The organism is Pseudomonas sp. FBCC-B1667, assembly GCF_059133255.1.
Genome location: NZ_CP101437.1, coordinates 1501674 through 1522494, shown reverse-complemented (window position 1 = coordinate 1522494; position 20821 = coordinate 1501674). Strand labels below are relative to the sequence as shown.

Genomic DNA, 20821 nt, shown 5'->3' with positions numbered 1-20821 from the left:
CCCACAAGGGATTTTTAAACTTGTCCCCTTGCGCCGCGGTCACTGAAAGAAGACTTTCAGAGCGCACACCGCCGGCATGGGAACCTCCCCCGACTACGCAAAACAATGGTTCACCGCCCGCGGATGGAAGCCGTTCGCCTTTCAGAAAAGGGTGTGGACGGCGGTTAAACGCGGCGAGTCCGGATTGCTGCACGCCAGCACCGGCGCCGGCAAAACCTATGCGGTCTGGTTTGCCGCGCTCAATCGCTTTATATCGTCGGTCGCCCCCCCTGAAAAGCCACGCCAACGAAAACCGGTCGCCCAACCTCTGACAGTCCTGTGGATAACCCCCATGCGCGCGCTGGCGGCCGACACCGCTCGCGCCCTGGAAACGCCACTGCTCGACTTGCAGATTCCATGGAGTGTCGGCCTGCGCACCGGCGATACCAGCAGCAGCGAACGGGCACGACAGAGCCGGCGTCTGCCCACCACGCTGATCACCACGCCTGAAAGCCTGACGCTGATGCTCGCCCGCGCCGATGCGCAAACGGCGCTGGCGACCCTGCGCATGGTGGTGGTCGACGAATGGCACGAGTTGCTGGGCAACAAGCGCGGCGTGCAATTGCAACTGGCCCTGGCCCGTCTGCGCCGCTGGAATCCGGCATTGATCGTGTGGGGGGTTTCCGCGACGCTGGGCAATCAGGCTCACGCTGAACAGGTGCTTATCCCACAAGGGGGCGGCATCAGCGTTCAGGGCCAGACGTCCAAGGCGCTGCTCGTCGATACCTTGCTGCCGCCCGCCATCGAACGCTTTCCATGGGCCGGGCATATCGGTTTGAAGATGTTGCCGCAGGTCGTCGCGGAGCTGGAGTCCAGCCCCAGCAGCCTTGTGTTCACCAACACCCGCGCCCAATCCGAGATCTGGTATCAGGCGCTACTGGAAGCTCGCCCCGATTGGGCCGGGCTGATCGCCTTGCATCACAGTTCACTGTCGCGCGATACCCGTGACTGGGTCGAGCGAGCACTCAAGGAAGGTCATCTCAAAGCGGTGGTTTGCACCTCGAGTCTGGATTTGGGTGTGGATTTCTTACCGGTGGAGCGGGTGCTGCAAATCGGTTCGGCCAAAGGCGTGGCGCGGCTGATGCAGCGAGCCGGCCGTTCCGGGCATGCGCCGGGACGAACGTCACGGGTGACGCTGGTCCCGACGCACAGTCTGGAGCTCATTGAGGCGGCGGCGGCACAAGACGCCGTGGCGCAACGTCGTATCGAGCCCCGCGAATCACCGCATAAGCCGCTGGATGTGCTGGTTCAGCACTTGGTCAGCATGGCGTTGGGCGGTGGGTTTCTGCCCGTTGATTTGTATGAAGAAGTACGCGGTGCCTGGGCTTATCGCGACCTGACCCTGGCGGATTGGAGCTGGGCGCTGGCGTTCGTACGCCATGGTGGATTGTCTCTGACAGCCTATCCGGACTACCGCCGGGTTGAACCGGATGAACACGGCGTGTGGCGCGTGCCCGATGCGCGACTGGCGCGGCGCCATCGCATGAGCATCGGCACCATCGTCAGCGATGCGAGTATCCAGCTGAAGTTCTGGAGCAAGGGGGGTGGTGGCAAGCCATTGGGCAGTGTCGAGGAAGGCTTTATTGCGCGGCTAAAACCGGGTGACGGCTTTCTGTTTGCCGGGCGCCTGCTGGAGTTGATACGCGTGGAAAATATGACCGCTTATGTCAAACGCAGCACCGCGAAAAAAGCCGCGGTACCGCGCTGGAATGGCGGAAGGATGCCGCTTTCCAATGAGCTGGCGCAAGCGGTGGTCGAGCGTTTCAGTGCCGCGGCGCAGGGCGAATTTATTGGCCCGGAAATGCGCGTATTGCGACCACTTTTAGAGGTGCAGCAACGCTGGTCCGGTTTGCCGACCTCGACGACGTTGCTGGCCGAAGCGCTCAAGTCTCGCGAAGGCTGGCATCTGTTCCTGTATCCCTTTGCCGGGCGCCAGGTGCATCTGGGGCTGGCGAGTGTGTTGGCGTGGCGCGTGAGTCAGCGGCAAGCGGTAACGTTTTCCATCGCGGTGAATGATTATGGGCTGGAGTTGCTCAGCGCCACGCCTGTGGACTGGCCGCAAGTTCTGAACCCCGGACTGTTGAGCCCCGAGCACCTGTTGGAGGACGTGCTCGCCAGTCTGAACGCTGGAGAGCTGGCACTTCGCCGTTTTCGGGAAATCGCGCGGATCGCCGGGCTGGTGTTTGCCGGTTATCCGGGCGCGCCGAAAAGCACACGTCAGGTTCAAGCGTCGAGCGGGTTGTTCTTTGAAGTGTTCAAACAGTACGACGCCGGGAATCTGTTGCTGGCGCAGGCCGGGGAAGAAGTTCTGCGGGAAGAATTGGATATTCGACGTCTGGAGCAGACGCTGGAACGTATCAACCATCTGCAACTGGATCTGCATCAGCTCAAACGTCCTACACCGCTGGGGTTTCCACTGCTAGTTGAGCGCATGCGCGAAAGCATGAGCTCGGAGAAACTGGCAGACCGTATTCGGCGCATGGTCACCGACCTCGAAAAAACCGCCGAAACCGGGAAGAACTAATGAGTACGCCTTATCCCGTGCGACTGGCTGGTGAAGACATGTGGCTGCTGCCGGACAAAGCGCTCTACTGGCCGTCACAACAAGCCCTGCTGATCGCCGATGTGCATTTTGGTAAAGCGGCGGCGTATCGAAGCCTGGGCCAACCAGTGCCTCACGGCACGACCGCCAGCAATATCGCGGTGCTGGACGGGTTGCTGGCGGCCCTGCCCTGTCGGCAACTGATTTTTCTCGGGGATTTTCTTCACGGGCCTGGCTCTCATGCCGCGGCCACGTTGGGCGCGCTGGCCGAATGGCGGGCGCGGCATGCTGATTTGCCGATGACGCTGATTCGCGGCAACCACGACAAGCGAGCGGGCGATCCACCTGCCTCGCTGCACATCCGGGTAGTGCCTGAACCGTTGCTACTGGGGCCATTCGCCTTGCAGCATGAACCCGACCCTTATCCTGACCGCCACGTACTTGCCGGACACGTCCATCCGGTTTATCGATTAAAAGGCAGGGGTCGGCAAAGTTTGCGACTGGCGTGTTTCAGGCTGGGAGAAACCATCAGCCTGCTTCCGGCCTTCGGGGCGTTTACCGGCGGGTATCAGGTCGAGCGGGACGACCGTTGCAGGATCTTTGTCATCGGCGACAACGAAATATGGCCAGTCAGCTGAAGTCTTCAAGGACATCAGCTGACTGGCCATTCATTTTCAACCAGCCGATCACGCGACAGGCGCGGGAGGCGGCTCGTCCGGCAAAGTCGGTTCACCAGGTTCCGTAGGCTGTTCGTTCGGGGTATCGGGATCGGGTTGGCCGGGGATGCCCCCCGCCATGCTGACGGGAGGATGTGCCAACAAGGACCAGGCCAAAACGCCAATCTGATTGGGCTCAAGCCTTGCCAGTTCGGCACTTATTTGCGGATCGATCTTCATAAAGCACTCCTGAGCGATGGCCCCGTCCGCTGTGCGCGAACCGGGCAGTACACCCAATAGAGTGTCTACCCGCTCAAGAATTCCCGCTGACTGGCCAGATGAACGGATCAGGTGCGCGGCAGCGTCACGCCGCGCTGGCCCTGATACTTGCCGCCACGGTCCTTGTAGGAGACTTCGCACTCTTCGTCGGACTCAAGGAACAGCATCTGCGCCACACCTTCGTTCGCATAGATTTTCGCCGGCAGATTGGTGGTGTTGGAGAACTCCAGGGTCACATGACCTTCCCACTCTGGCTCGAGCGGCGTGACGTTGACGATGATGCCGCAGCGCGCGTAGGTGCTTTTACCCAGGCAAATGGTCAATACGTTGCGCGGAATGCGGAAGTATTCGACGGTGCTCGCCAGGGCAAAGGAGTTCGGCGGAATAATGCAGACATCGCTGTGGATATCGACAAAGCTGCCCGCATCGAAGTTTTTCGGGTCGACGATTGCCGAATTGATGTTGGTAAACACCTTGAAGTGATTGGTGCAACGCACATCGTAGCCGTAGCTGGACACGCCGTACGAGATCACTCGGCTATCGTCGCTGCCGCGCACCTGGCGCTCGACGAAAGGTTCGATCATGCCGTGCTCTTGCGCCATGCGGCGAATCCACTTGTCCGATTTGATGCTCATGGCGGGTGTCCTGAATAGCGAGGTGGAAAAATTCTGTCCGGCATCTTACCGGGCGCGCGCTCAGGGTTCAAAGCGCGGGGCGCAATTCTCGACGATGTCCCGTGAATTCAGGGCCTTTTCTCTTTTTTGATGGACCGTCAGTCCTGAAAACAGAGAAACCTTCGCAAGAAGCATTGGCACGTTCCGGAAAAAGGGTTAAGGTGGCGCCACTGTGCTGCTTGTGTCACTGAGAATCTCTACACGATATGTTGAATTTCGATCCAACCATCTACAAGAATTTTTCCTGCTCTTTGCACTCAGTCTCGGCCAGGGTTCTTCCTGCGTCGCAGTTATCTTTGTTCAAGGAGTTACACCATGTCTAATCGCCAAACCGGTACCGTTAAGTGGTTCAACGATGAAAAAGGCTTCGGCTTCATCACCCCACAATCCGGTGACGACCTGTTCGTTCACTTCAAAGCTATCCAATCCGACGGCTTCAAAAGCCTGAAAGAAGGCCAACAGGTTTCTTTCATCGCTACCCGCGGTCAGAAAGGCATGCAAGCTGAAGAAGTTCAAGTTATCTAACTTGTACTTGCTTTAGTAAAAAGCCCCGCCCTTAAAAGCGGGGCTTTTTTGTGCCTGCGTGTTTTGTTCGGGCAAAAAAAATCGCAGCCCAGGCTGCGATTTTTTCTTTGACGCTTTACCAGGACACACCAAAACCTGCGGTGTAGCGCGTCTTGTCCAGATCCTCATCATCGGTCCCGCTGATGATGTCCCGCTCCGCCTTCAGGTTAAGCGACGCCCACTCGGTCACCTTGTAGCGCAAGCCCATTTCGGCATCCAGAGCGTAATCAGCCACACCCGACAACGGCTTACCCACTTCGCCGCTGGTGAAAAACTCCACCTTCTTGCCGATCAGGTAGCGGTTGTAATCCCACGTCATCGCCAGGGCGTAGAAGTTTTCCTTGCTGCCATCGGTGAACTCATAGTCCGTACGGTTGACCAGAGAGCCCAAGGAGAATGCGCCCAATTCGTTGTCCCAGAATTGGTAGCCCGGGCCCGTACCGACGGTGCGCTGACGGGAAAGGTCTTCGACTTTGTCACGCTTGTAGACCGCTCGCCCCTCCCAGAACCATTTTTCGGTCAGGAAGCGGTCGAGCGAGTATTCGGCCCGCCAATTGTCAGTGGTCACCACGCCGTCCTGGAATTCGCGGTTGTATTCGCCTTCCGCCGTGTGTCGCCACCGGCCATGACGCGCAGTGGTCTTGAAGTCGATGTCATAGTCGTCGGTGTCATTTTCCGCCCGCTGGTAATCCAGCGCCGCGTCGATATTGCCCTTCCAGACCAGATCTTCCACTACCGGCTTGGGCTTGAGGATCTGCTGAATACTGGCCAACTCGACTGTCTTCGGCGCTTCGCCGTTTTGCAGCGTCACCTTGCCATCTTCCGCTGCATGCAGTGACTTGGCTTTCTCGCCCGTGTAGGCGTCCTGCTTGACCAGCAATTCCTGATCGCTTTCCAGGGTTTTGACCTGCTTCCAGTCGATCGGGACCGCTCCGGCGTACTCGGTTTGAATCAGCAATTTTCCGCCATCGAACAGTGTGATCTTGCCGCTCAGCTTGTCACCATTCTTCAACCAGACGGTATCGGCGAGCAAAGGTGAGGAGGCACTGGCAACAGCGAGGCACAGCAAGGTTCTGAACAACATAAGCAAAGACAGGCTCAAGATTGCGAAAAAAGTCGGCATTATCCTTACGAATATGGCCCTAGCAAGGACTGACCCGACTATGTCTATTGAGTTCATTTCTCAATCAGTGATCCACGACTTACTCTACCAACGGCAATGCGAACTACTTCAGGAACCTCGGACGTGACCGAACCCACCGCTGATACCGAAAGCCCGGCGCAAATCCGACGCACGGCGCTCTACCTGACCCTGGCGCAAGTGCCCGAGGGCAAAGTGGTGAGCTATGGTCAGTTGGCAGAGCTGGCCGGGCTCGGTCGCGCCGCTCGCTGGGTCGGACGCACACTGAGCCAGTTGCCGGGTGACACGAAACTGCCCTGGCACCGGGTTTTGGCTGCCGGCGGTCGGATCAGCCTGCCCGTGGGCAGCCCTTCGGGGGAGGAGCAGCGCGCGCGTTTACGCTCTGAAGGCATCAGTGTCCTGAATAATCGTGTTGATATTCAGCGCCATGGCTGGCGTCCGGTAGAGCACAGCGGTTAGAGTGCGCCCTTTGTTTCCGTATTTCTTGAGGCAGACTCCAGCCCATGCCCCGTAAAACCTGGCGCGCCGCGCTCGCCGCCTATGCCAGCCCCTCGACGCTCGTGTTGTTGCTGCTTGGTTTCGCCGCCGGCCTGCCCTACATGCTGGTGTTTTCAACGCTTTCCGTCTGGCTCCGCGAGGCCGGTGTAGCCCGCGAAACCATTGGTTATGCAAGCCTGATCGGCTTGGCCTACGCCTTTAAATGGGTGTGGTCCCCGTTGCTGGACCAATGGCGCCTGCCCTTTCTCGGCAAGCTGGGGCGACGACGCTCGTGGCTGGTGCTCTCGCAGTCGCTGGTGATCCTCGGCCTGATCGGCATGGGTTTTTGCGACCCACAAAAACATTTGTCCTGGTTGATCGCCATTGCGGTGGTCGTTGCCTTCGCTTCGGCGACACAAGACATCGCAGTAGACGCTTATCGACTGGAAATCGCCGAAGACAGTCGCCAGGCCGCCCTCGCCGCCAGCTATATGTCCGGTTATCGGATCGCCGCGTTGCTGGCGACCGCCGGCGCACTGTTCTTCGCCGAAGGCTTTGGCTCTACCGGTTTCAATTATCAGCATTCGGCCTGGGCCGGCACTTACGTGCTATTCGGCGCCTTGATGATCCCGGCGTTACTCACCTCGATATTCATGCGCGAACCGCCCGTGCCACTGCGCACCCAGCTTCAGGCCGGACGCTACAGCTTTGTGCATCAACTGGCGTCGGTGTTTGTGCTGATCGTATTGCTGGTGTCCGTGCCCGCCATGTTCACCCAGCTCTATAACACCGACTTCGCCAGCGTGCTGTTCGGCGGCGTCAGCCTGCTCGATCTGGTCCTCGAAGACCGGGCGCTGCTGCGGGCGATTCTCTACACCACGCTGACCGCCCTGTGCCTGTCGACCATGGGCCGTCGAGGCCTGGCGCCCGTGCTGACACCGGTCAACGACTTCATCACGCGTTATCGCTGGCAAGCGCTCCTGCTGCTGGGCCTGATCGCCACTTACCGGATGTCCGACACGGTCATGGGCGTCATGGCCAACGTGTTCTATATCGACCAGGGCTTCACCAAGGATCAGATTGCCGGCGTCAGCAAGATCTTCGGTTTGATCATGACCCTGGTCGGTGCCGGCATGGGCGGCCTGCTGATTGTGCGCTTCGGCATTCTGCCAATCCTGCTGGTCGGCGGCATTGCGTCGGCCGGCACCAACCTGCTGTTCCTGATGCTCGCCGACATGGGCGCCAACCTGAACATGCTCATCGTCACCATTTCCCTGGACAACTTCAGTTCCGGCCTGGCGACCTCGGCCTTCGTGGCGTATCTGTCGAGCCTGACCAACCTCAAGTTTTCCGCCACCCAATACGCCCTGCTCAGCTCGATCATGCTGCTGCTGCCACGCCTGATCGGTGGCTATTCGGGGGTCATGGTCGAGAAGTTCGGCTATCACAATTTCTTCCTGATCACCGCTTTGCTCGGCGTTCCGACACTGTTGCTGATCGCCCTGCACTGGTTCCAGGAGAGCCGTCGCGCGGGTCCAACGCCAACGCCGGAACCGGTGCCGACCCAGATCGTGGAAGAATCGTAGGAAGCATCGCAAAGGGCGGCGTGAATCCCGCTCTTGCGCCACACCACCGACCGCACGCCTGTACGCCAGCGGATCTCGCCCGTACAATGCTCCGTCATTTCTCGTCATCAGCAACCGACAACGGCCAACCATGCGCACCAGTCAATTTTTGCTCGCCACACAGAAAGAAACGCCTTCCGACGCGGTCGTGATCAGCCATCAGCTGATGCTGCGCGCCGGCATGATCCGCAAACTCGCCTCAGGCCTGTACACCTGGCTGCCGATGGGCTTGCGAGTAATGCGCAAGGTCGAAGCCGTCGTTCGTGAAGAAATGAACGCCGCGGGCTCTCTTGAAGTGTTGATGCCGAGCACACAACCGGCTGAGCTGTGGCAGGAATCCGGTCGCTGGGAAGAATACGGCCCTGAATTGCTGCGCTTCAAGGATCGTCACGGTCGCGATTTCTGCGCCGGCCCGACCCACGAAGAAGTCATCACCGATCTGATGCGCAACGAGTTGAGCAGTTACAAACAGCTGCCCATCAACCTGTACCAGATCCAGACCAAATTCCGTGATGAAATCCGCCCACGCTTCGGCTTGATGCGTGGCCGTGAATTCATCATGAAGGACGCCTACTCGTTCCACGCTGACCAGCCTTCGCTGCAAGTCACTTACGACCGCATGCACCAGGCATACTGCAACGTGTTCACCCGTCTGGGCCTGAAGTTCCGCCCTGTAGAAGCCGACAACGGCTCCATCGGCGGTGCCGGGTCTCACGAGTTCCACGTACTGGCTGAATCCGGCGAAGACGACATCGTCTTCAGCAACGGCTCCGACTACGCGGCGAACATCGAGAAAGCCGAAGCCGTGCCGCGCGAAACGTCGCGCCCAGCACCGGCAGAAGAGCTGCGCCTGGTCGACACCCCGAACGCCAAGACCATTGCGCAACTGGTCGAAGGCTTCAACCTGCCGATCGAGAAGACCATCAAGACCCTCGTGGTTCACGCCGAAGAAGCAGGCAAGCTGATTGCCCTGATTATCCGTGGCGACCACGAACTGAACGAAATCAAGGCGGCCAACCAGCCAGGCGTTGCCAGCCCGCTGGTGATGGCGTCCGAAAGCGAACTGCGCGACGCCATTGGCGCCGGCGCCGGTTCTCTCGGCCCGTTGAACCTGCCACTGCCAATCATCATCGACCGTTCGGTCGAGCTGATGAGCGACTTCGGCATCGGTGCCAACATCGACGACAAGCATTACTTCGGCGTGAACTGGGAGCGCGATCTGCCGGTTCCGACCGTTGCCGACCTGCGCAACGTGGTCGCCGGCGACCCAAGCCCGGATGGCAAGGGCACGCTGGAGATCAAACGCGGCATCGAAGTCGGGCATATCTTCCAGCTGGGCAACAAGTACAGCAAAGCGATGAAGTGCGAAGTGCTGGGCGAGAATGGCAAGCCGGTCACCCTGGAAATGGGTTGCTACGGCATCGGCGTTTCCCGCGTGGTGGCGGCAGCCATCGAGCAAAACAACGACGCCAACGGCATCATCTGGAGCGACACGCTTGCGCCGTTCCAGGTTGCGCTGGTGCCATTGCGCTACGAAACCGAACAGGTTCGCGAAGCCACTGACAAGCTCTATGCAGAGCTGACGGCTGCCGGCTTCGAAGTCCTGCTGGACGACCGCGACAAGAAAACCAGCCCAGGCATAAAGTTCGCGGACATGGAGCTGATCGGCATTCCTCACCGGATCGTGGTCAGTGACCGCGGCCTCGCCGAAGGCAATCTGGAATACAAGAGCCGCACCGAACCAGAAGCGCAAGCGCTGCCGGTCGCTGATGTGCTGTCTTTCCTCCAGGCCCGTATCCGCCGCTGACACCAGATAGAGAAGTCATGTTCAAGCGAAACACCTTAGGCCTCGGTGGTGCCGCCCTGTGCGGCACCCTGCTGGTCACCGGCTGCGCCAATCACATGTCGCAACGCAGCGAGCACGAGGAACGTGTCGAGCGCAAATTGCTCGATCACAGCCTGCAGATCGATGTCGGCGAGCCCAAGGTGCTTGATCTGCCACAACGTCGGGTGAAAATCCACGAGCAGAAGACGTTCGAAGTCACAGAATTCGAAGTCACGCGCCACTACGATCGCTATACGCCTTACCAACCCTGGCGGGAGGTCTATGAGATCCCGCTGGGCGCAGTGGCCGTCGTGGCGGGTGTGGGCGCGAACGTGGTCAACGTGTTTGCCCTCGGCAACCTGCCGGACAGCGTGACCAAGGATTGGCTAAGCTACGGTTTTGCCGGGCTAAACCCGTTCATGAACGTGCAATCCCACGGTCGTGCGCAGCAAAACCTCGCCGGCATCGACGAGGTTCAGCGCGACAAGCGCACCGAATACTCGAGCCTGCCCTGGAGCGAGCGCCCGGTAGAGGTCAAGGCGGGCAAGGAAACGTTCGAGCTCAGCACCGACAAAAACGGCGTTTTACGTCTGAATCTGTTGGACAGCCCGTTCGCTGAACATGACATCAACCATCTGAGTCGCCTGCTGATCAGCGTCGAAGATGGACAGGACGATGTGCATACCGACTCGTCCCTGGCGGTCAGCAGCTCTTTGCGCGGCAAGCTGCTCGAAGCCCACGGGCTGATTTACGACGACCTCGAAGACGACGAAGTGAGCCAGTGGGTACACCGGGTGAAGCGTCTATCGGATTTGGGCCTGGAAGAAGAAGCCAGCGAACTGGAACAAAGCCTGATCGAACTGACGCGCAATGATCCCGAGTTGCAGACTGAATTCCTCAAGTCGTTGACCAAGGATGCCGGACGTTTGGTCGCAGATCCGGGACCGAATTAAACGCTTCGCGAGCAGGCTCACTCTCACAGGGATCTACGGTGTTGCATAGATCCATTGTGGGGGCTTGCTCGCGATGAGGCCCTCAAATTCTCCCTCGCACTAACGCTCGAACAGCTCCATCTGCTCAAAGCCACCGCGAAAATCCTCCAGCCTGACCCCAACCCCCAACAACCGCACCGGTTTCCCGCCGCGATTGAACGCCTGGGTCAGTAAAAGCTGATAACTCCCCAAATCCCGCCCTGCCCCGGCCTGCTCGAGCGTGGTCTGGGTAAAGTCATGGAATTTCACTTTGACGAACGGCTTGCCCGGCCGATAACTGCTATCGATTCGCGACATGCGACCCGCCAGGGTTTCCAGCAGTTCGGGCAATTTATCCAGGCAGCTCACCAGGTCCGGCAAGTCTACGTCGTAGGTGTTTTCAACACTGATCGACTGCCGCCGACTGTCGTTGTGGACCAAACGGTCATCAATCCCACGAGCAAGGCTCCAAAGCCGTTCGCCGAAACTGCCGAATTCGCGCACCAGCGCCAATTTGTCCCACTCACGTAAATGCGAGCAATCGACGATGCCAAGCCTGCCCAGCTTATCGGCCGTGACTTTACCCACGCCATGGAGCTTGCTGACTGGCAAACCGCTGACAAAGTCCTCCACTTGATCCGGCGTGATGACAAACAGCCCGTTGGGCTTCTTCCAGTCACTGGCGATCTTGGCCAGAAACTTGTTCGGCGCCACACCCGCCGACACGGTGATATGCAATTGATTGGACACCCGACGGCGGATGTCCTGAGCGATACGCGTCGCGCTGCCACCGAAATGTGCGCTGTCCGACACGTCGAGGTAGGCCTCATCGAGGGACAGCGGTTCGATCATGTCGGTGTATTCGCGAAAGATCGTGTGAATTTCCTTCGACGCTTCTCTATATGCCTCCATGCGCGGCTTGACGATGGTCAGGTCCGGACACAGCTTCAACGCATGCCCGGAAGACATGGCTGAACGCACGCCATAGGCCCGCGCCTCGTAGTTACAGGTCGCAATCACTCCCCGCCGATCCGCAGAACCACCCACCGCCAACGGTTTACCGGCCAGGCGCGGGTCGTCACGCATCTCGATGGCGGCGTAAAAGCAGTCACAATCGACGTGGATGATTTTTCGCTGAGTCATAGGAAAGCGCAGTTTATGACGAAGAAAGGGCGTGCTGGCGCGTCGGATGAGCAGTATCTCACTGACACCTGTATATAGCACCAGTAGTCTGAATGTTCTTTTTCACATGTAGGAAAACACTCAGTGCATTTATTTTATCAATCGACCGGAAGCACCCAATAGAGTTGAAAGCCTTGCTGCGCGTGCCTCTCCGCTGTTACCCAAGCCATTCTTTCAGGCTAAGCGGTTGAACAGGAACAGGTTTTTCCATAATTGGCGGTTGACACCCCGGCGATCCTCTGTAGAATGCCGACACACAGACGCGGGATGGAGCAGTCTGGTAGCTCGTCGGGCTCATAACCCGAAGGTCGTCGGTTCAAATCCGGCTCCCGCAACCAAACATCAAAAAAGGCTACTCGAAAGAGTGGCCTTTTTTGTGCGCGCCTGTTTTGTAGGTGGGAGCGAAGAAATGGAGTCTTCAGACACTCAGGGTCCGAAATGAGAAATCGTTCTGATTCCGAAACTTAGGCCTCCCCCTGCAACCATTCGCCGCTCATTTACGCTTATTTGACCTATATCTGGATTAACAGTTGACACCCCGTCGTTCGCCTGTAGAATGCCGCCACACAGACGCGGGATGGAGCAGTCTGGTAGCTCGTCGGGCTCATAACCCGAAGGTCGTCGGTTCAAATCCGGCTCCCGCAACCAAACATCAAAAAAGGCTACTCGAAAGAGTGGCCTTTTTTGTATCTGCAGAAAAAGTCCTTTCGCAACAATGATCTGTCACAGTGTCGTGAAGCGTCGAGGATCATCAAACTGCCGAGTTCAGACTATGCTGCAACTCAGTCAATACCCTCTACGACTCATGACAGGCCATCGCCGCAAACCGGTGAGAGGCGTTAATATTCGTGATTATTTTTTTCTACAGGGATTGGTAACTTGGCTCGATACCTCCATCCTGTCGCGCACAATCCAAGAGGTGATTGATGCGCGCCAACTCGTCTGATCCACAAGACACCGTCACAGCGACACAACCGATCAAGGCCGGGCGTTTGCACCTGCTCGATCTGGTCAGCAAATACCGTCAGCCAATTGGACTGGCGGTTACCCTGCTGTTGTTCGCGATCGCGCTGATTGCCTGCCGTCATCTGTTGAGCGAACTTGACCTGTACGCTTTGCACGACTCGATCCTGGAAGTCCCGAAACCGGCGCTGTTGGGCGCACTGGCTGCGACCATCGTCGGCTTCATCATTCTGCTGGGCTACGAATGGTCAGCCAGCCGCTATGCGGGGGTGACGCTGGCGCCGCGAATCCTCGCACTCGGTGGCTTCACGGCCTTTGCCATTGGCAACGCCATTGGCCTTTCGATGCTCTCGGGGGGTTCGGTTCGCTACCGTTTATATGCACGTCATGGCCTGGGGGCTTCAGAAGTCGCCCACATGACGTTGTTTGCCAGCCTGTCGCTCGGTTGCGCCCTGCCACCGCTGGCCGCACTGGCGACCCTCAGTAACCTGCCGGCCGCGTCCACCGCCCTGGGTCTGTCCGAGACATTGCTCGGCACGATTGCCGCAGCGGTCCTGCTGCTCTTTAGTGTGCTGGCCATCGGTATCTACCGCCGTCGCCTGCCGGAACAGCCATCACCCGACAACCTGCTGGTCAAAGTCGGCCGCCGCACCTTGCGCCTGCCCGGTCGTCGCCTGACCTTCCTGCAATTGATCATCACCGCACTGGACGTGGCCGCCGCCGCGACCGTGCTCTATCTGTTGCTGCCTGAAGCGCCACCTTTCGGCGCCTTCCTGCTGGTGTATTTGCTGGCATTGGCCGCGGGCGTGCTGAGTCATGTGCCGGGCGGGGTCGGCGTGTTCGAAGCGATCCTGCTGGCCGCCTTTGCCGATTCTCTCGGCGCGGCACCACTGGCCGCCGCCCTGCTGCTGTATCGACTGATTTATGTGGTGTTGCCTTTGCTGGTGGCCTGCATCTTCCTGCTGATCAATGAAGGCCAGCGCCTGTTTCAGTCGCGCCAGTCCCTGCGCGCGGCGTCCGGCCTCGCCGCACCGATTCTGGCGGTGCTGGTGTTCCTGTCCGGCGTGGTCTTGCTGTTCTCCGGTGTGACCCCGGAAATCGACACCCGGCTGGAACACATCGGTTTCCTGATCCCGCATCGCCTGGTCGACGCCTCGCACTTTGGCGCCAGCCTGGTGGGCGTTCTGTGCCTGTTGCTCGCGCAGGGCTTGCGTCGGCGCCTGTCTGCAGCCTGGATGCTGACCACCATTTTGCTGCTGGTCGGTGCCCTGCTCTCCTTGCTCAAGGGTTTTGATTGGGAAGAAGCTTGCCTGATGACCTTCATCGCCAGCCTGCTGGGAGTGTTCCGTCGCTCGTTCTATCGCCCAAGCCGTCTCACCGAATTGCCGTTCTCGCCGTTGTATCTGGTGTCGAGCCTGTGCGTGCTGGGTGCCTCGATCTGGTTGCTGCTGTTTGCGTATCAGGACGTTCCGTACAGCCATCAACTCTGGTGGCAGTTCACCCTCGACGCCGATGCCCCGCGCGGCTTGCGCTCGCTGCTGGGCGCCGCCGTTCTGCTGGTCGTGGTGTCCCTCACCTGGCTGCTGCGCACCGCCCGCCCGGTTATCCATTTGCCGACGCCGGATGAACTGGAGCGCGCGTCCAAGATCCTCATGGCCTCAGCCCAACCGGATGGCGGCCTCGCCCTGACCGGTGACAAGGCGCTGCTGTTTCACCCTAACGACGAGGCGTTTCTGATGTACGCCCGCCGTGGGCGCAGCCTTGTGGCGCTGTACGACCCGATTGGCCCGACCCAGCAACGCGCCGAAATGATCTGGCAGTTCCGCGACCTCTGCGACGTCCACCACGCCCGCCCTGTGTTTTATCAGGTGCGCGCCGAGAACCTGCCGTACTACATGGACATCGGCCTGACCGCGATCAAACTCGGCGAAGAAGCCCGGGTCGATCTGAATCGCTTTGATCTCGAAGCCAAAGGCAAAGAGATGAAAGACCTGCGCTACACCTGGAACCGCGGGACTCGCGATGGCTTGTCGCTGGAGATCTTTGAGCCGGGTCATGCGCCGATGGATGAGCTCAAGGTGATTTCCGATGCGTGGCTGACCGGCAAGAACGTGCGCGAGAAGGGCTTCTCGCTGGGCCGTTTCAGCGATGATTACCTCAAGCACTTCCGCATTGCGGTGATCCGTTTCGAAGGTCGCCCGGTAGCGTTCGCCAACTTGCTCGAGACTTATGGCCATGACCTGGCCAGCCTCGACCTGATGCGTGCGCACCCGGAAGCCCCCAAACTGACCATGGAGTTCATGATGGTCGGCTTGATTCAACATTATAAAAATCATGGATACGCTCGTTTCAGCCTGGGCATGGTGCCGCTGTCGGGGCTGCAACCCCGTCGTGGTGCACCACTGACCCAGCGCCTGGGCTCGATGGTTTTCCGCCGTGGTGAGCAGCTCTACAACTTCCAAGGCTTGCGCCGCTTCAAAGACAAGTTCCAGCCTGACTGGGAACCCCGTTATATGGCCGTGCCCGCCGGACTCGATCCGCTGGTTGCCCTGGCCGATACTGCTGCCCTGATTGCGGGCGGCTTGACTGGATTGGTGAAACGCTGATGATTCAACGCTCCTTGCGGTACGTACTGGCCACACTGGTAGTGCTGGCCCTGATTGTCGGTGGCGGTTACTGGTATCTGAAACGGCCGGCACCGGCACCGACGCTCGAATTGCTGACGCCGGCTGATGGCGCGGTGATGACCCGCGTGATTCCCGGCACCACGCCGAAAGCCCAGGTACTGGTGGCGGTCAATGAAGAGCAAAAGCTCAGCGACCAGCAATTGATGACCCTGAGCCGCTCCAGTTCAGCGCAGATTGTCCAGGTGATCCTGCCCAAAGACTGCCTGCTGCAAAGCCGCGCCCTGCAATCGGGCCTGAGAGAACTCAAAGGCCCGGCGACCCTGGTCAGTGGTATCGGCCCTGGTGCCGTGCTGGCGTGGCGCTGGTTGTCCGAACAGAAGAGCGACAAGGCCCAGGCCGTCTCCGTCGACCTGGCCCTGGAAAAACCGGGCTGCACTCACCTGCTGCCGAAAAGCGCCGCTCACGGTCACTGGCTGGTGGCGTGGAACGACAACCCGGACGACACCAGCGCCGGCTTCGTGCGCGACCAACCCAACGCCGAAACCAGCATCAGCGACTACGACATCAACCTGCCGCAAGTGCTGAACAACGAACTGCGCAAGATCCTCGTCGGCGGTGACAAAGCCGCCGGTGGCCTGCAGATTCCAGTGGTCGAAGTGCCAGCCGGCCAGGCCAAAGACACCGTCACCCTGTTCCTCTCCGGTGACGGCGGCTGGCGTGACCTTGACCGCGACGTAGCGGGCGAGATGGCCAAGATCGGCTATCCGGTGGTCGGCATCGACACCCTGCGCTACTACTGGCAGCACAAGAGCCCGGAGCAAAGCGCCCTGGACCTCGCCGAACTGATGCAGCACTACCGGCAGAAATGGGGCACCAAGCGCTTCATCCTGACCGGTTACTCGTTCGGCGCTGACGTATTGCCAGCGATCTACAACCGCCTGGCCGAATCAGAACAGCAACGCGTCGACGCCATCATCCTGTTGGCCTTCGCCCGCACCGGCAGCTTCGAAATCGAAGTCGAAGGCTGGCTCGGCAACGCCGGCAAAGAAGCCGCCACCGGCCCGGAAATGGCCAAGCTGCCTCCGGAAAAAGTGGTGTGCATCTACGGCGAAGAAGAAGTCGACGAAAGCGGCTGCACCGACAAGACCGCCGTGGGCGAAGCGATGAAGCTGCCTGGCGGTCACCACTTCGACGAGAACTACCCGGCACTGGCCCAGCGTTTGGTGGACATCATCGTCAAGCGACAGGCCAAGGAAGAGGCGGCGCAGGAGTGATCTGAGCGTCGCGCACAAAAAAGCCCCCGCAGCTGTTTGGTTGCGGGGGCTTTTTTATATGTGCAGACATGAAGCGCTTACAGCTAGTAGACGGTATGTCGAATTCGACCACGACTCCATTTTCCTAAAAAGCTTTTTGCTTAGGTGCAGGCGGGCCATCTTGCACAAAGTAAATGTCTTGACTCTTCATCAACCTAGAAAGTCCAAGTGTCCACATTCCATAAAACGTGGACACTTTTGTTATTGGAAAAATCGAGCCGTCAGCACCGCTCAATAGATCCCGACCTCTCGATCGGCCCGGAGAAAGACCCGTCTGAAGAAGAACCGCCTGAAAGCAAGTAACACCGCCGCTCCCACAGGGGATGGTCAGTGGATTCAAAATCACCGGGCACAAAAAAACCCCGCTACTTTCACGGCAACGGGAGCTTCCTGGTTATAGGCGGCGCTCTGCGGCGTCATAGACCTCTTCGTCACGCCGGGCCCCGACTGCGACGATCAACACTTGAATCGCCTTGCCATCGACTCGATAAATAATCCGCGTGTCGCCTGTCCGGATCCGTCTGCAACCTGCAAGACTGGCTCTTAGGGGCTTGCCGCTTTTGTCCGGCTCACCATTGATAATCCGCTCTTCGATCACATCAAGAATGCGGTTCGCCGCCACAGCGCCCAGCAGATCCAGATCCCTCTGAACCTCTGGATGATAGATAACGCCCCAAACCATCCACAGCTCCTTTAGTCTTTCTTGGCGTACCGCGCCCGCATATCGTCGTGACTGACAGCCTTGGCCTGATCAAAACCGATCAATCGCTCTCGAGCCGCCGCTTCAACCCGAAGGTCCTCGAGCTCGTCGAGCATTTCCTGATACGCATCGACGTTGATAATGACCGCTGCGGGTTGGTTGTCTTTGAAAATGACCAGTCGTTCGGTGGCTCGGCTGGAAATCTCCTTTAGCCTCGCACTGAACCCCCTGACCATCGCAGTCACCGAAATTGCTTGGTCAGCACGCTCCAGTAATGCCGTCATACTCACCTCTCTACACAATCATGCAAATTTGAACACACAGATCTACGCGGAGTATTGCGTTGAATTTGACATACAGCAAGCTGCAAAAAACGCGAATTTTTCATCCAGGGCTTTTCATCCTGAGAAAAAGTGAGCCTAAGGATGTGTAAACGCTCTCGCCGTGTTTAGTTTCGTTTACTTCTGGTGTCGCAATATCGGATGACGCCCACAGACCTTGTAGGCAAACTCCGAATCGTACGTTTGGGCACTTTGATGTCTTGTTGTGCTTTTCTTTGACGGGATAGTCTCCAGACGTCGCTGCAGATGCAGTGATCGGGTGTGGTAACCCAGCAAAGCAAAGTGCAACAGCGCTCCCAACACGATCATGCGTTTTTCGCCTGTAATCCAGTGTCATGGCGGCTGTGCGTGGGAGACCTTCGGGTCTGCCGGTTCCTTGCTCTTCCGGTTTACCACCCTGCGTACAGCTGCCACCCATTCGTGTGGTAACGAATATGGCAGCTCCTCGTTTTAAGGAGCGAAACAATGAACAAAGTAAATCCGTCCGCGATTTCAGAACTAAAAACCATCGGCTTCACCCCACTCATCTACTGCTCGGATCAAGCGCTATTCAACGTCCGCGCCGGCGTCCACATCGTCGAAGCATTGGCCCAAGCCTCCGACCTCCTCTTCCTCGGCAAATCATTCGCCGAAGATGCCGCCTACGCAAAAGACACCGACCGCCACGCCTGGGCTGCGCACTACCTGACGGCAATGGGTAAGGCTGTGATTGATGATGTGTTAAAGGTCCTGACCCCGCGGCCTGCCCGGACAAAGACCGAATCCGAAGAAGAACTACCCCAAAGCAAATAACACCGCGAATCCCCTGTGGGAGCGAGCTTGCTCGCGATGACGGATTAGCAGTCACCACCGATGTCGACTGACAGACCGCTATCGCGAGCAAGCTCGCTCCCACAGGGGATGGTTAGCGGATTCGAATTCATCGGACACAAAAAAGCCCCCGCCACCTTCACGGCAACGGAGGCTTTTTGTTGGGGCTTACATTTCGACCTGAGTACCCAGCTCAATCACCCGGTTCAACGGCAGATTAAAGAAGCGCAAATTGCCATTGGCATTCTTCAACATGAACGCAAACAACCCTTCCCGCCAACGGGCCATGCCTTCCAGCTTGGAGGCGATCACCGTCTCGCGGCTGAGGAAGTAGGTGGTGCGCATCGGGCTGAAATCCAGGTCATCAAGGTGACACAGTTTCAGCGCTTGCGGCACGTCTGGTTCGTCGACAAAGCCAAAGTGCAGGATCACCCTAAAGAACCCTTCGCCGTAGGAATCGACTTCGAAGCGTCGGGTCGGCGGTACGCGCGGGATGTCTTCGTAGACCACGGTCAGCAGCACCACTTGCTCATGCAGTACCTGGTTATGCAGCAGGTTGTGCAACAGCGCATGAGGCACGGCGTCCGGACGCGCGGTCAGGAACACGGCGGTGCCCTGCACGCGATGCGGCGGTTGCACGCGGATACTGCTGATGAAAATCGGCAGGGGCAAGCCACCTTCGTCCATGCGTTCGACCAGCAGTTGCTTGCCGCGTTTCCACGTGGTCATCAGCACGAACAGCGCGATACCGGCGATCACCGGGAAGGCCCCGCCCTGGACGATTTTCGGCACGTTGGCGGCGAAGTACAGGCCGTCCACCAGCAGGAATCCAATCAGCACCGGCACCGCGAGAAGCGGTGGCCACTTCCACAGCAGCAACATCACCGCCGACACCAGGATGGTGGTCATCAGCATCGTGCCCGTCACCGCCACGCCATAGGCCGAAGCCAAGGCACCGGAGGACTCGAAGCCCAGCACCAACAGGATCACACCGACCATCAGCGCCCAATTAACCGCACCAATATAGATTTGGCCCTGTTCGGCGCTGGAGGTGTGGCGGATGTGCATGCGTGGAATGTAGCCGAGCTGGATCGCCTGACGGGTCAGGGAGAACGCACCGGAAATCACCGCTTGCGAGGCAATCACCGTGGCCAGCGTCGACAGACCCACCAACGGAATCAACGCCCAGCTTGGCGCCAACAGGTAGAACGGGTTACGAGCGGCTTCCGGATCCCCCAGCAGCAGCGCGCCTTGGCCGAAGTAGTTCAGCACCAGCGCCGGCAGCACGAGGATGAACCAGGCGCGGGCAATCGGCTTGCGACCGAAGTGGCCCATGTCGGCGTACAGCGCTTCGGCGCCGGTCAACGCCAGCACGACCGCGCCGAGGATCGCCACGCCCATGCCCGGATGCTGGGTGAAGAAACGAACGCCCCAGACCGGGTTCAGCGCTTGTAACACCTCTGGGTGTTGCATGATCCCGTAGACGCCCAGCGCCCCCAGCACCACAAACCAGGTGACCATGATCGGCCCGAACAGAATGCCGATCCGCGCCGTACCGTGGCTCTGGATCAGGAACAGCGCCACCAGCACGACCAGCGACAGCGGGACAACCCAATGGTCAATGCCATCGAATGCCAAGCCGAGACCTTCGATCGCCGAGAGGACGGAAATCGCCGGGGTGATCATGCTGTCGCCGTAGAACAGCGCCGCACCGATCAGCCCGCAGACCACCAGCAACCCTCGCAACTTGGGATACCCCGACGCCGCGCGACGAGCCAGCGCAGTCAGGGCCATGATTCCGCCTTCACCCTGGTTGTCGGCCCGCAGCACGAACATCATGTACTTGATCGAGACGACCCAAATCAGCGACCAGAAGATCAGCGCCAGTATGCCCAGCACGCCGTCATGGTTGACCGGCACGCCGTAGCCACCGGAAAACACTTCTTTGAGGGTGTACAACGGGCTTGTGCCGATATCGCCGTAAACCACCCCGACCGCCGCCACCAGCATGCCGATCGGCTTCGCCGCCGAATGCCCGGCGCTCGCTGCCTGACTACTTGCCTGACCCATCCACCACTCCTACTACCCAGAA

At 59.1% G+C, this 20821-nt stretch carries 17 protein-coding genes and 2 tRNA genes; 12 read left to right on the top strand and 7 right to left on the bottom strand.

The window, feature by feature from the left end; genetic code table 11:
• The first annotated feature begins 76 nt into the window (after positions 1 to 76).
• Both NL116_RS06670 and pdeM read left to right on the top strand, forming a co-directional pair.
• A complete protein-coding gene (locus NL116_RS06670) occupies positions 77 to 2563 on the top strand; it encodes a ligase-associated DNA damage response DEXH box helicase (protein WP_494376504.1) in 2487 nt (828 codons plus the stop codon).
• On the top strand, positions 2563 to 3219 hold the full coding sequence (gene pdeM / locus NL116_RS06665) for a ligase-associated DNA damage response endonuclease PdeM (protein WP_494376503.1): 657 nt from the start codon (positions 2563 to 2565) through the stop codon (positions 3217 to 3219). Before NL116_RS06670 ends, pdeM begins: the two co-directional genes overlap by 1 nt.
• A gap of 48 nt (positions 3220 to 3267) precedes the next feature.
• Here pdeM and NL116_RS06660 read toward each other — a convergent pair whose 3' ends face one another.
• Both NL116_RS06660 and dcd read right to left on the bottom strand, forming a co-directional pair.
• Complete coding sequence (locus tag NL116_RS06660) at positions 3268 to 3477, bottom strand: hypothetical protein (RefSeq protein ID WP_494376502.1); 210 nt, start codon at positions 3475 to 3477, stop codon at positions 3268 to 3270.
• Between the two features lie 107 nt (positions 3478 to 3584).
• Positions 3585 to 4151 carry a dCTP deaminase gene (dcd, locus tag NL116_RS06655; RefSeq protein ID WP_007904652.1) on the bottom strand — a complete coding sequence of 189 codons (567 nt, stop codon included), beginning with the start codon at positions 4149 to 4151 and terminating at the stop codon, positions 3585 to 3587.
• A 354-nt stretch (positions 4152 to 4505) separates the two neighbouring features.
• On the opposite strand from dcd, the gene NL116_RS06650 reads away from it, so the two are divergent.
• Positions 4506 to 4715 (top strand): cold-shock protein, encoded by a 210-nt coding sequence (locus tag NL116_RS06650; RefSeq protein WP_002554837.1) that lies wholly within the window; start codon positions 4506 to 4508, stop codon positions 4713 to 4715.
• A gap of 115 nt (positions 4716 to 4830) precedes the next feature.
• Here NL116_RS06650 and NL116_RS06645 read toward each other — a convergent pair whose 3' ends face one another.
• Positions 4831 to 5838 carry a DUF481 domain-containing protein gene (locus tag NL116_RS06645; protein WP_494376501.1) on the bottom strand — a complete coding sequence of 336 codons (1008 nt, stop codon included), beginning with the start codon at positions 5836 to 5838 and terminating at the stop codon, positions 4831 to 4833.
• Positions 5839 to 5973: 135 nt separating this feature from the next.
• Between NL116_RS06645 and NL116_RS06640 the strand changes: the two genes are divergently transcribed.
• The 4 genes from NL116_RS06640 to NL116_RS06625 all read left to right on the top strand — a co-directional run bounded on the left by NL116_RS06640 (position 5974) and on the right by NL116_RS06625 (position 10775).
• The gene (locus tag NL116_RS06640; protein ID WP_494376500.1) at positions 5974 to 6354 is read left to right on the top strand and encodes an MGMT family protein; all 381 of its coding nucleotides are present in this window, start codon (positions 5974 to 5976) and stop codon (positions 6352 to 6354) included.
• Between the two features lie 44 nt (positions 6355 to 6398).
• Positions 6399 to 7958: an AmpG family muropeptide MFS transporter gene (locus tag NL116_RS06635; RefSeq protein WP_494376499.1), complete on the top strand. Its 1560-nt coding sequence runs from the start codon at positions 6399 to 6401 to the stop codon at positions 7956 to 7958.
• Between the two features lie 130 nt (positions 7959 to 8088).
• A complete protein-coding gene (locus NL116_RS06630; protein WP_059407885.1) occupies positions 8089 to 9804 on the top strand; it encodes a proline--tRNA ligase in 1716 nt (571 codons plus the stop codon).
• A gap of 17 nt (positions 9805 to 9821) precedes the next feature.
• Positions 9822 to 10775: a hypothetical protein gene (locus NL116_RS06625; protein WP_494376498.1), complete on the top strand. Its 954-nt coding sequence runs from the start codon at positions 9822 to 9824 to the stop codon at positions 10773 to 10775.
• Between the two features lie 99 nt (positions 10776 to 10874).
• Here NL116_RS06625 and dinB read toward each other — a convergent pair whose 3' ends face one another.
• Entirely contained in the window at positions 10875 to 11936 is a 1062-nt protein-coding gene (gene dinB, locus NL116_RS06620; RefSeq protein WP_494376497.1) for a DNA polymerase IV, read from the bottom strand.
• Positions 11937 to 12236: 300 nt separating this feature from the next.
• On the opposite strand from dinB, the gene NL116_RS06615 reads away from it, so the two are divergent.
• The 4 genes from NL116_RS06615 (at position 12237) to NL116_RS06600 (ending at position 16839) form a co-directional block, all read left to right on the top strand.
• Positions 12237 to 12313: transfer RNA gene (locus NL116_RS06615), tRNA-Met, on the top strand.
• A 233-nt stretch (positions 12314 to 12546) separates the two neighbouring features.
• A tRNA-Met gene (locus tag NL116_RS06610) sits at positions 12547 to 12623 on the top strand.
• 278 nt (positions 12624 to 12901) lie between these two features.
• Complete coding sequence (gene mprF, locus NL116_RS06605) at positions 12902 to 15544, top strand: bifunctional lysylphosphatidylglycerol flippase/synthetase MprF (RefSeq protein ID WP_494376496.1); 2643 nt, start codon at positions 12902 to 12904, stop codon at positions 15542 to 15544.
• Entirely contained in the window at positions 15544 to 16839 is a 1296-nt protein-coding gene (locus tag NL116_RS06600; protein ID WP_494376495.1) for a virulence factor family protein, read from the top strand. The genes mprF and NL116_RS06600 overlap by 1 nt, the downstream gene beginning before the upstream one ends.
• A 433-nt stretch (positions 16840 to 17272) precedes the next feature.
• Here NL116_RS06600 and NL116_RS06595 read toward each other — a convergent pair whose 3' ends face one another.
• Positions 17273 to 17560 (bottom strand): type II toxin-antitoxin system RelE family toxin, encoded by a 288-nt coding sequence (locus NL116_RS06595; protein ID WP_494376494.1) that lies wholly within the window; start codon positions 17558 to 17560, stop codon positions 17273 to 17275.
• An 11-nt stretch (positions 17561 to 17571) separates the two neighbouring features.
• Positions 17572 to 17862 carry a Phd-YefM gene (locus NL116_RS06590; protein WP_027925020.1) on the bottom strand — a complete coding sequence of 97 codons (291 nt, stop codon included), beginning with the start codon at positions 17860 to 17862 and terminating at the stop codon, positions 17572 to 17574.
• A 522-nt stretch (positions 17863 to 18384) separates the two neighbouring features.
• On the opposite strand from NL116_RS06590, the gene NL116_RS06585 reads away from it, so the two are divergent.
• A complete protein-coding gene (locus NL116_RS06585; RefSeq protein WP_494376493.1) occupies positions 18385 to 18711 on the top strand; it encodes a DUF3077 domain-containing protein in 327 nt (108 codons plus the stop codon).
• A gap of 186 nt (positions 18712 to 18897) precedes the next feature.
• Here NL116_RS06585 and NL116_RS06580 read toward each other — a convergent pair whose 3' ends face one another.
• On the bottom strand, positions 18898 to 20799 hold the full coding sequence (locus NL116_RS06580; RefSeq protein ID WP_494376492.1) for a potassium transporter Kup: 1902 nt from the start codon (positions 20797 to 20799) through the stop codon (positions 18898 to 18900).
• Positions 20800 to 20821: the final 22 nt, after the last annotated feature.

Coding starts and splice junctions, on each gene's coding strand:
- NL116_RS06670 (WP_494376504.1), top strand. CDS start 77: ATGGGAACCTCCCCCGACTACGCAAAACAATGGTTCACCGCCCGCGGA.
- pdeM (WP_494376503.1), top strand. CDS start 2,563: ATGAGTACGCCTTATCCCGTGCGACTGGCTGGTGAAGACATGTGGCTG.
- NL116_RS06660 (WP_494376502.1), bottom strand. CDS start 3,477: ATGAAGATCGATCCGCAAATAAGTGCCGAACTGGCAAGGCTTGAGCCC.
- dcd (WP_007904652.1), bottom strand. CDS start 4,151: ATGAGCATCAAATCGGACAAGTGGATTCGCCGCATGGCGCAAGAGCAC.
- NL116_RS06650 (WP_002554837.1), top strand. CDS start 4,506: ATGTCTAATCGCCAAACCGGTACCGTTAAGTGGTTCAACGATGAAAAA.
- NL116_RS06645 (WP_494376501.1), bottom strand. CDS start 5,838: ATGTTGTTCAGAACCTTGCTGTGCCTCGCTGTTGCCAGTGCCTCCTCA.
- NL116_RS06640 (WP_494376500.1), top strand. CDS start 5,974: ATGCGAACTACTTCAGGAACCTCGGACGTGACCGAACCCACCGCTGAT.
- NL116_RS06635 (WP_494376499.1), top strand. CDS start 6,399: ATGCCCCGTAAAACCTGGCGCGCCGCGCTCGCCGCCTATGCCAGCCCC.
- NL116_RS06630 (WP_059407885.1), top strand. CDS start 8,089: ATGCGCACCAGTCAATTTTTGCTCGCCACACAGAAAGAAACGCCTTCC.
- NL116_RS06625 (WP_494376498.1), top strand. CDS start 9,822: ATGTTCAAGCGAAACACCTTAGGCCTCGGTGGTGCCGCCCTGTGCGGC.
- dinB (WP_494376497.1), bottom strand. CDS start 11,936: ATGACTCAGCGAAAAATCATCCACGTCGATTGTGACTGCTTTTACGCC.
- mprF (WP_494376496.1), top strand. CDS start 12,902: ATGCGCGCCAACTCGTCTGATCCACAAGACACCGTCACAGCGACACAA.
- NL116_RS06600 (WP_494376495.1), top strand. CDS start 15,544: ATGATTCAACGCTCCTTGCGGTACGTACTGGCCACACTGGTAGTGCTG.
- NL116_RS06595 (WP_494376494.1), bottom strand. CDS start 17,560: ATGGTTTGGGGCGTTATCTATCATCCAGAGGTTCAGAGGGATCTGGAT.
- NL116_RS06590 (WP_027925020.1), bottom strand. CDS start 17,862: ATGACGGCATTACTGGAGCGTGCTGACCAAGCAATTTCGGTGACTGCG.
- NL116_RS06585 (WP_494376493.1), top strand. CDS start 18,385: ATGAACAAAGTAAATCCGTCCGCGATTTCAGAACTAAAAACCATCGGC.
- NL116_RS06580 (WP_494376492.1), bottom strand. CDS start 20,799: ATGGGTCAGGCAAGTAGTCAGGCAGCGAGCGCCGGGCATTCGGCGGCG.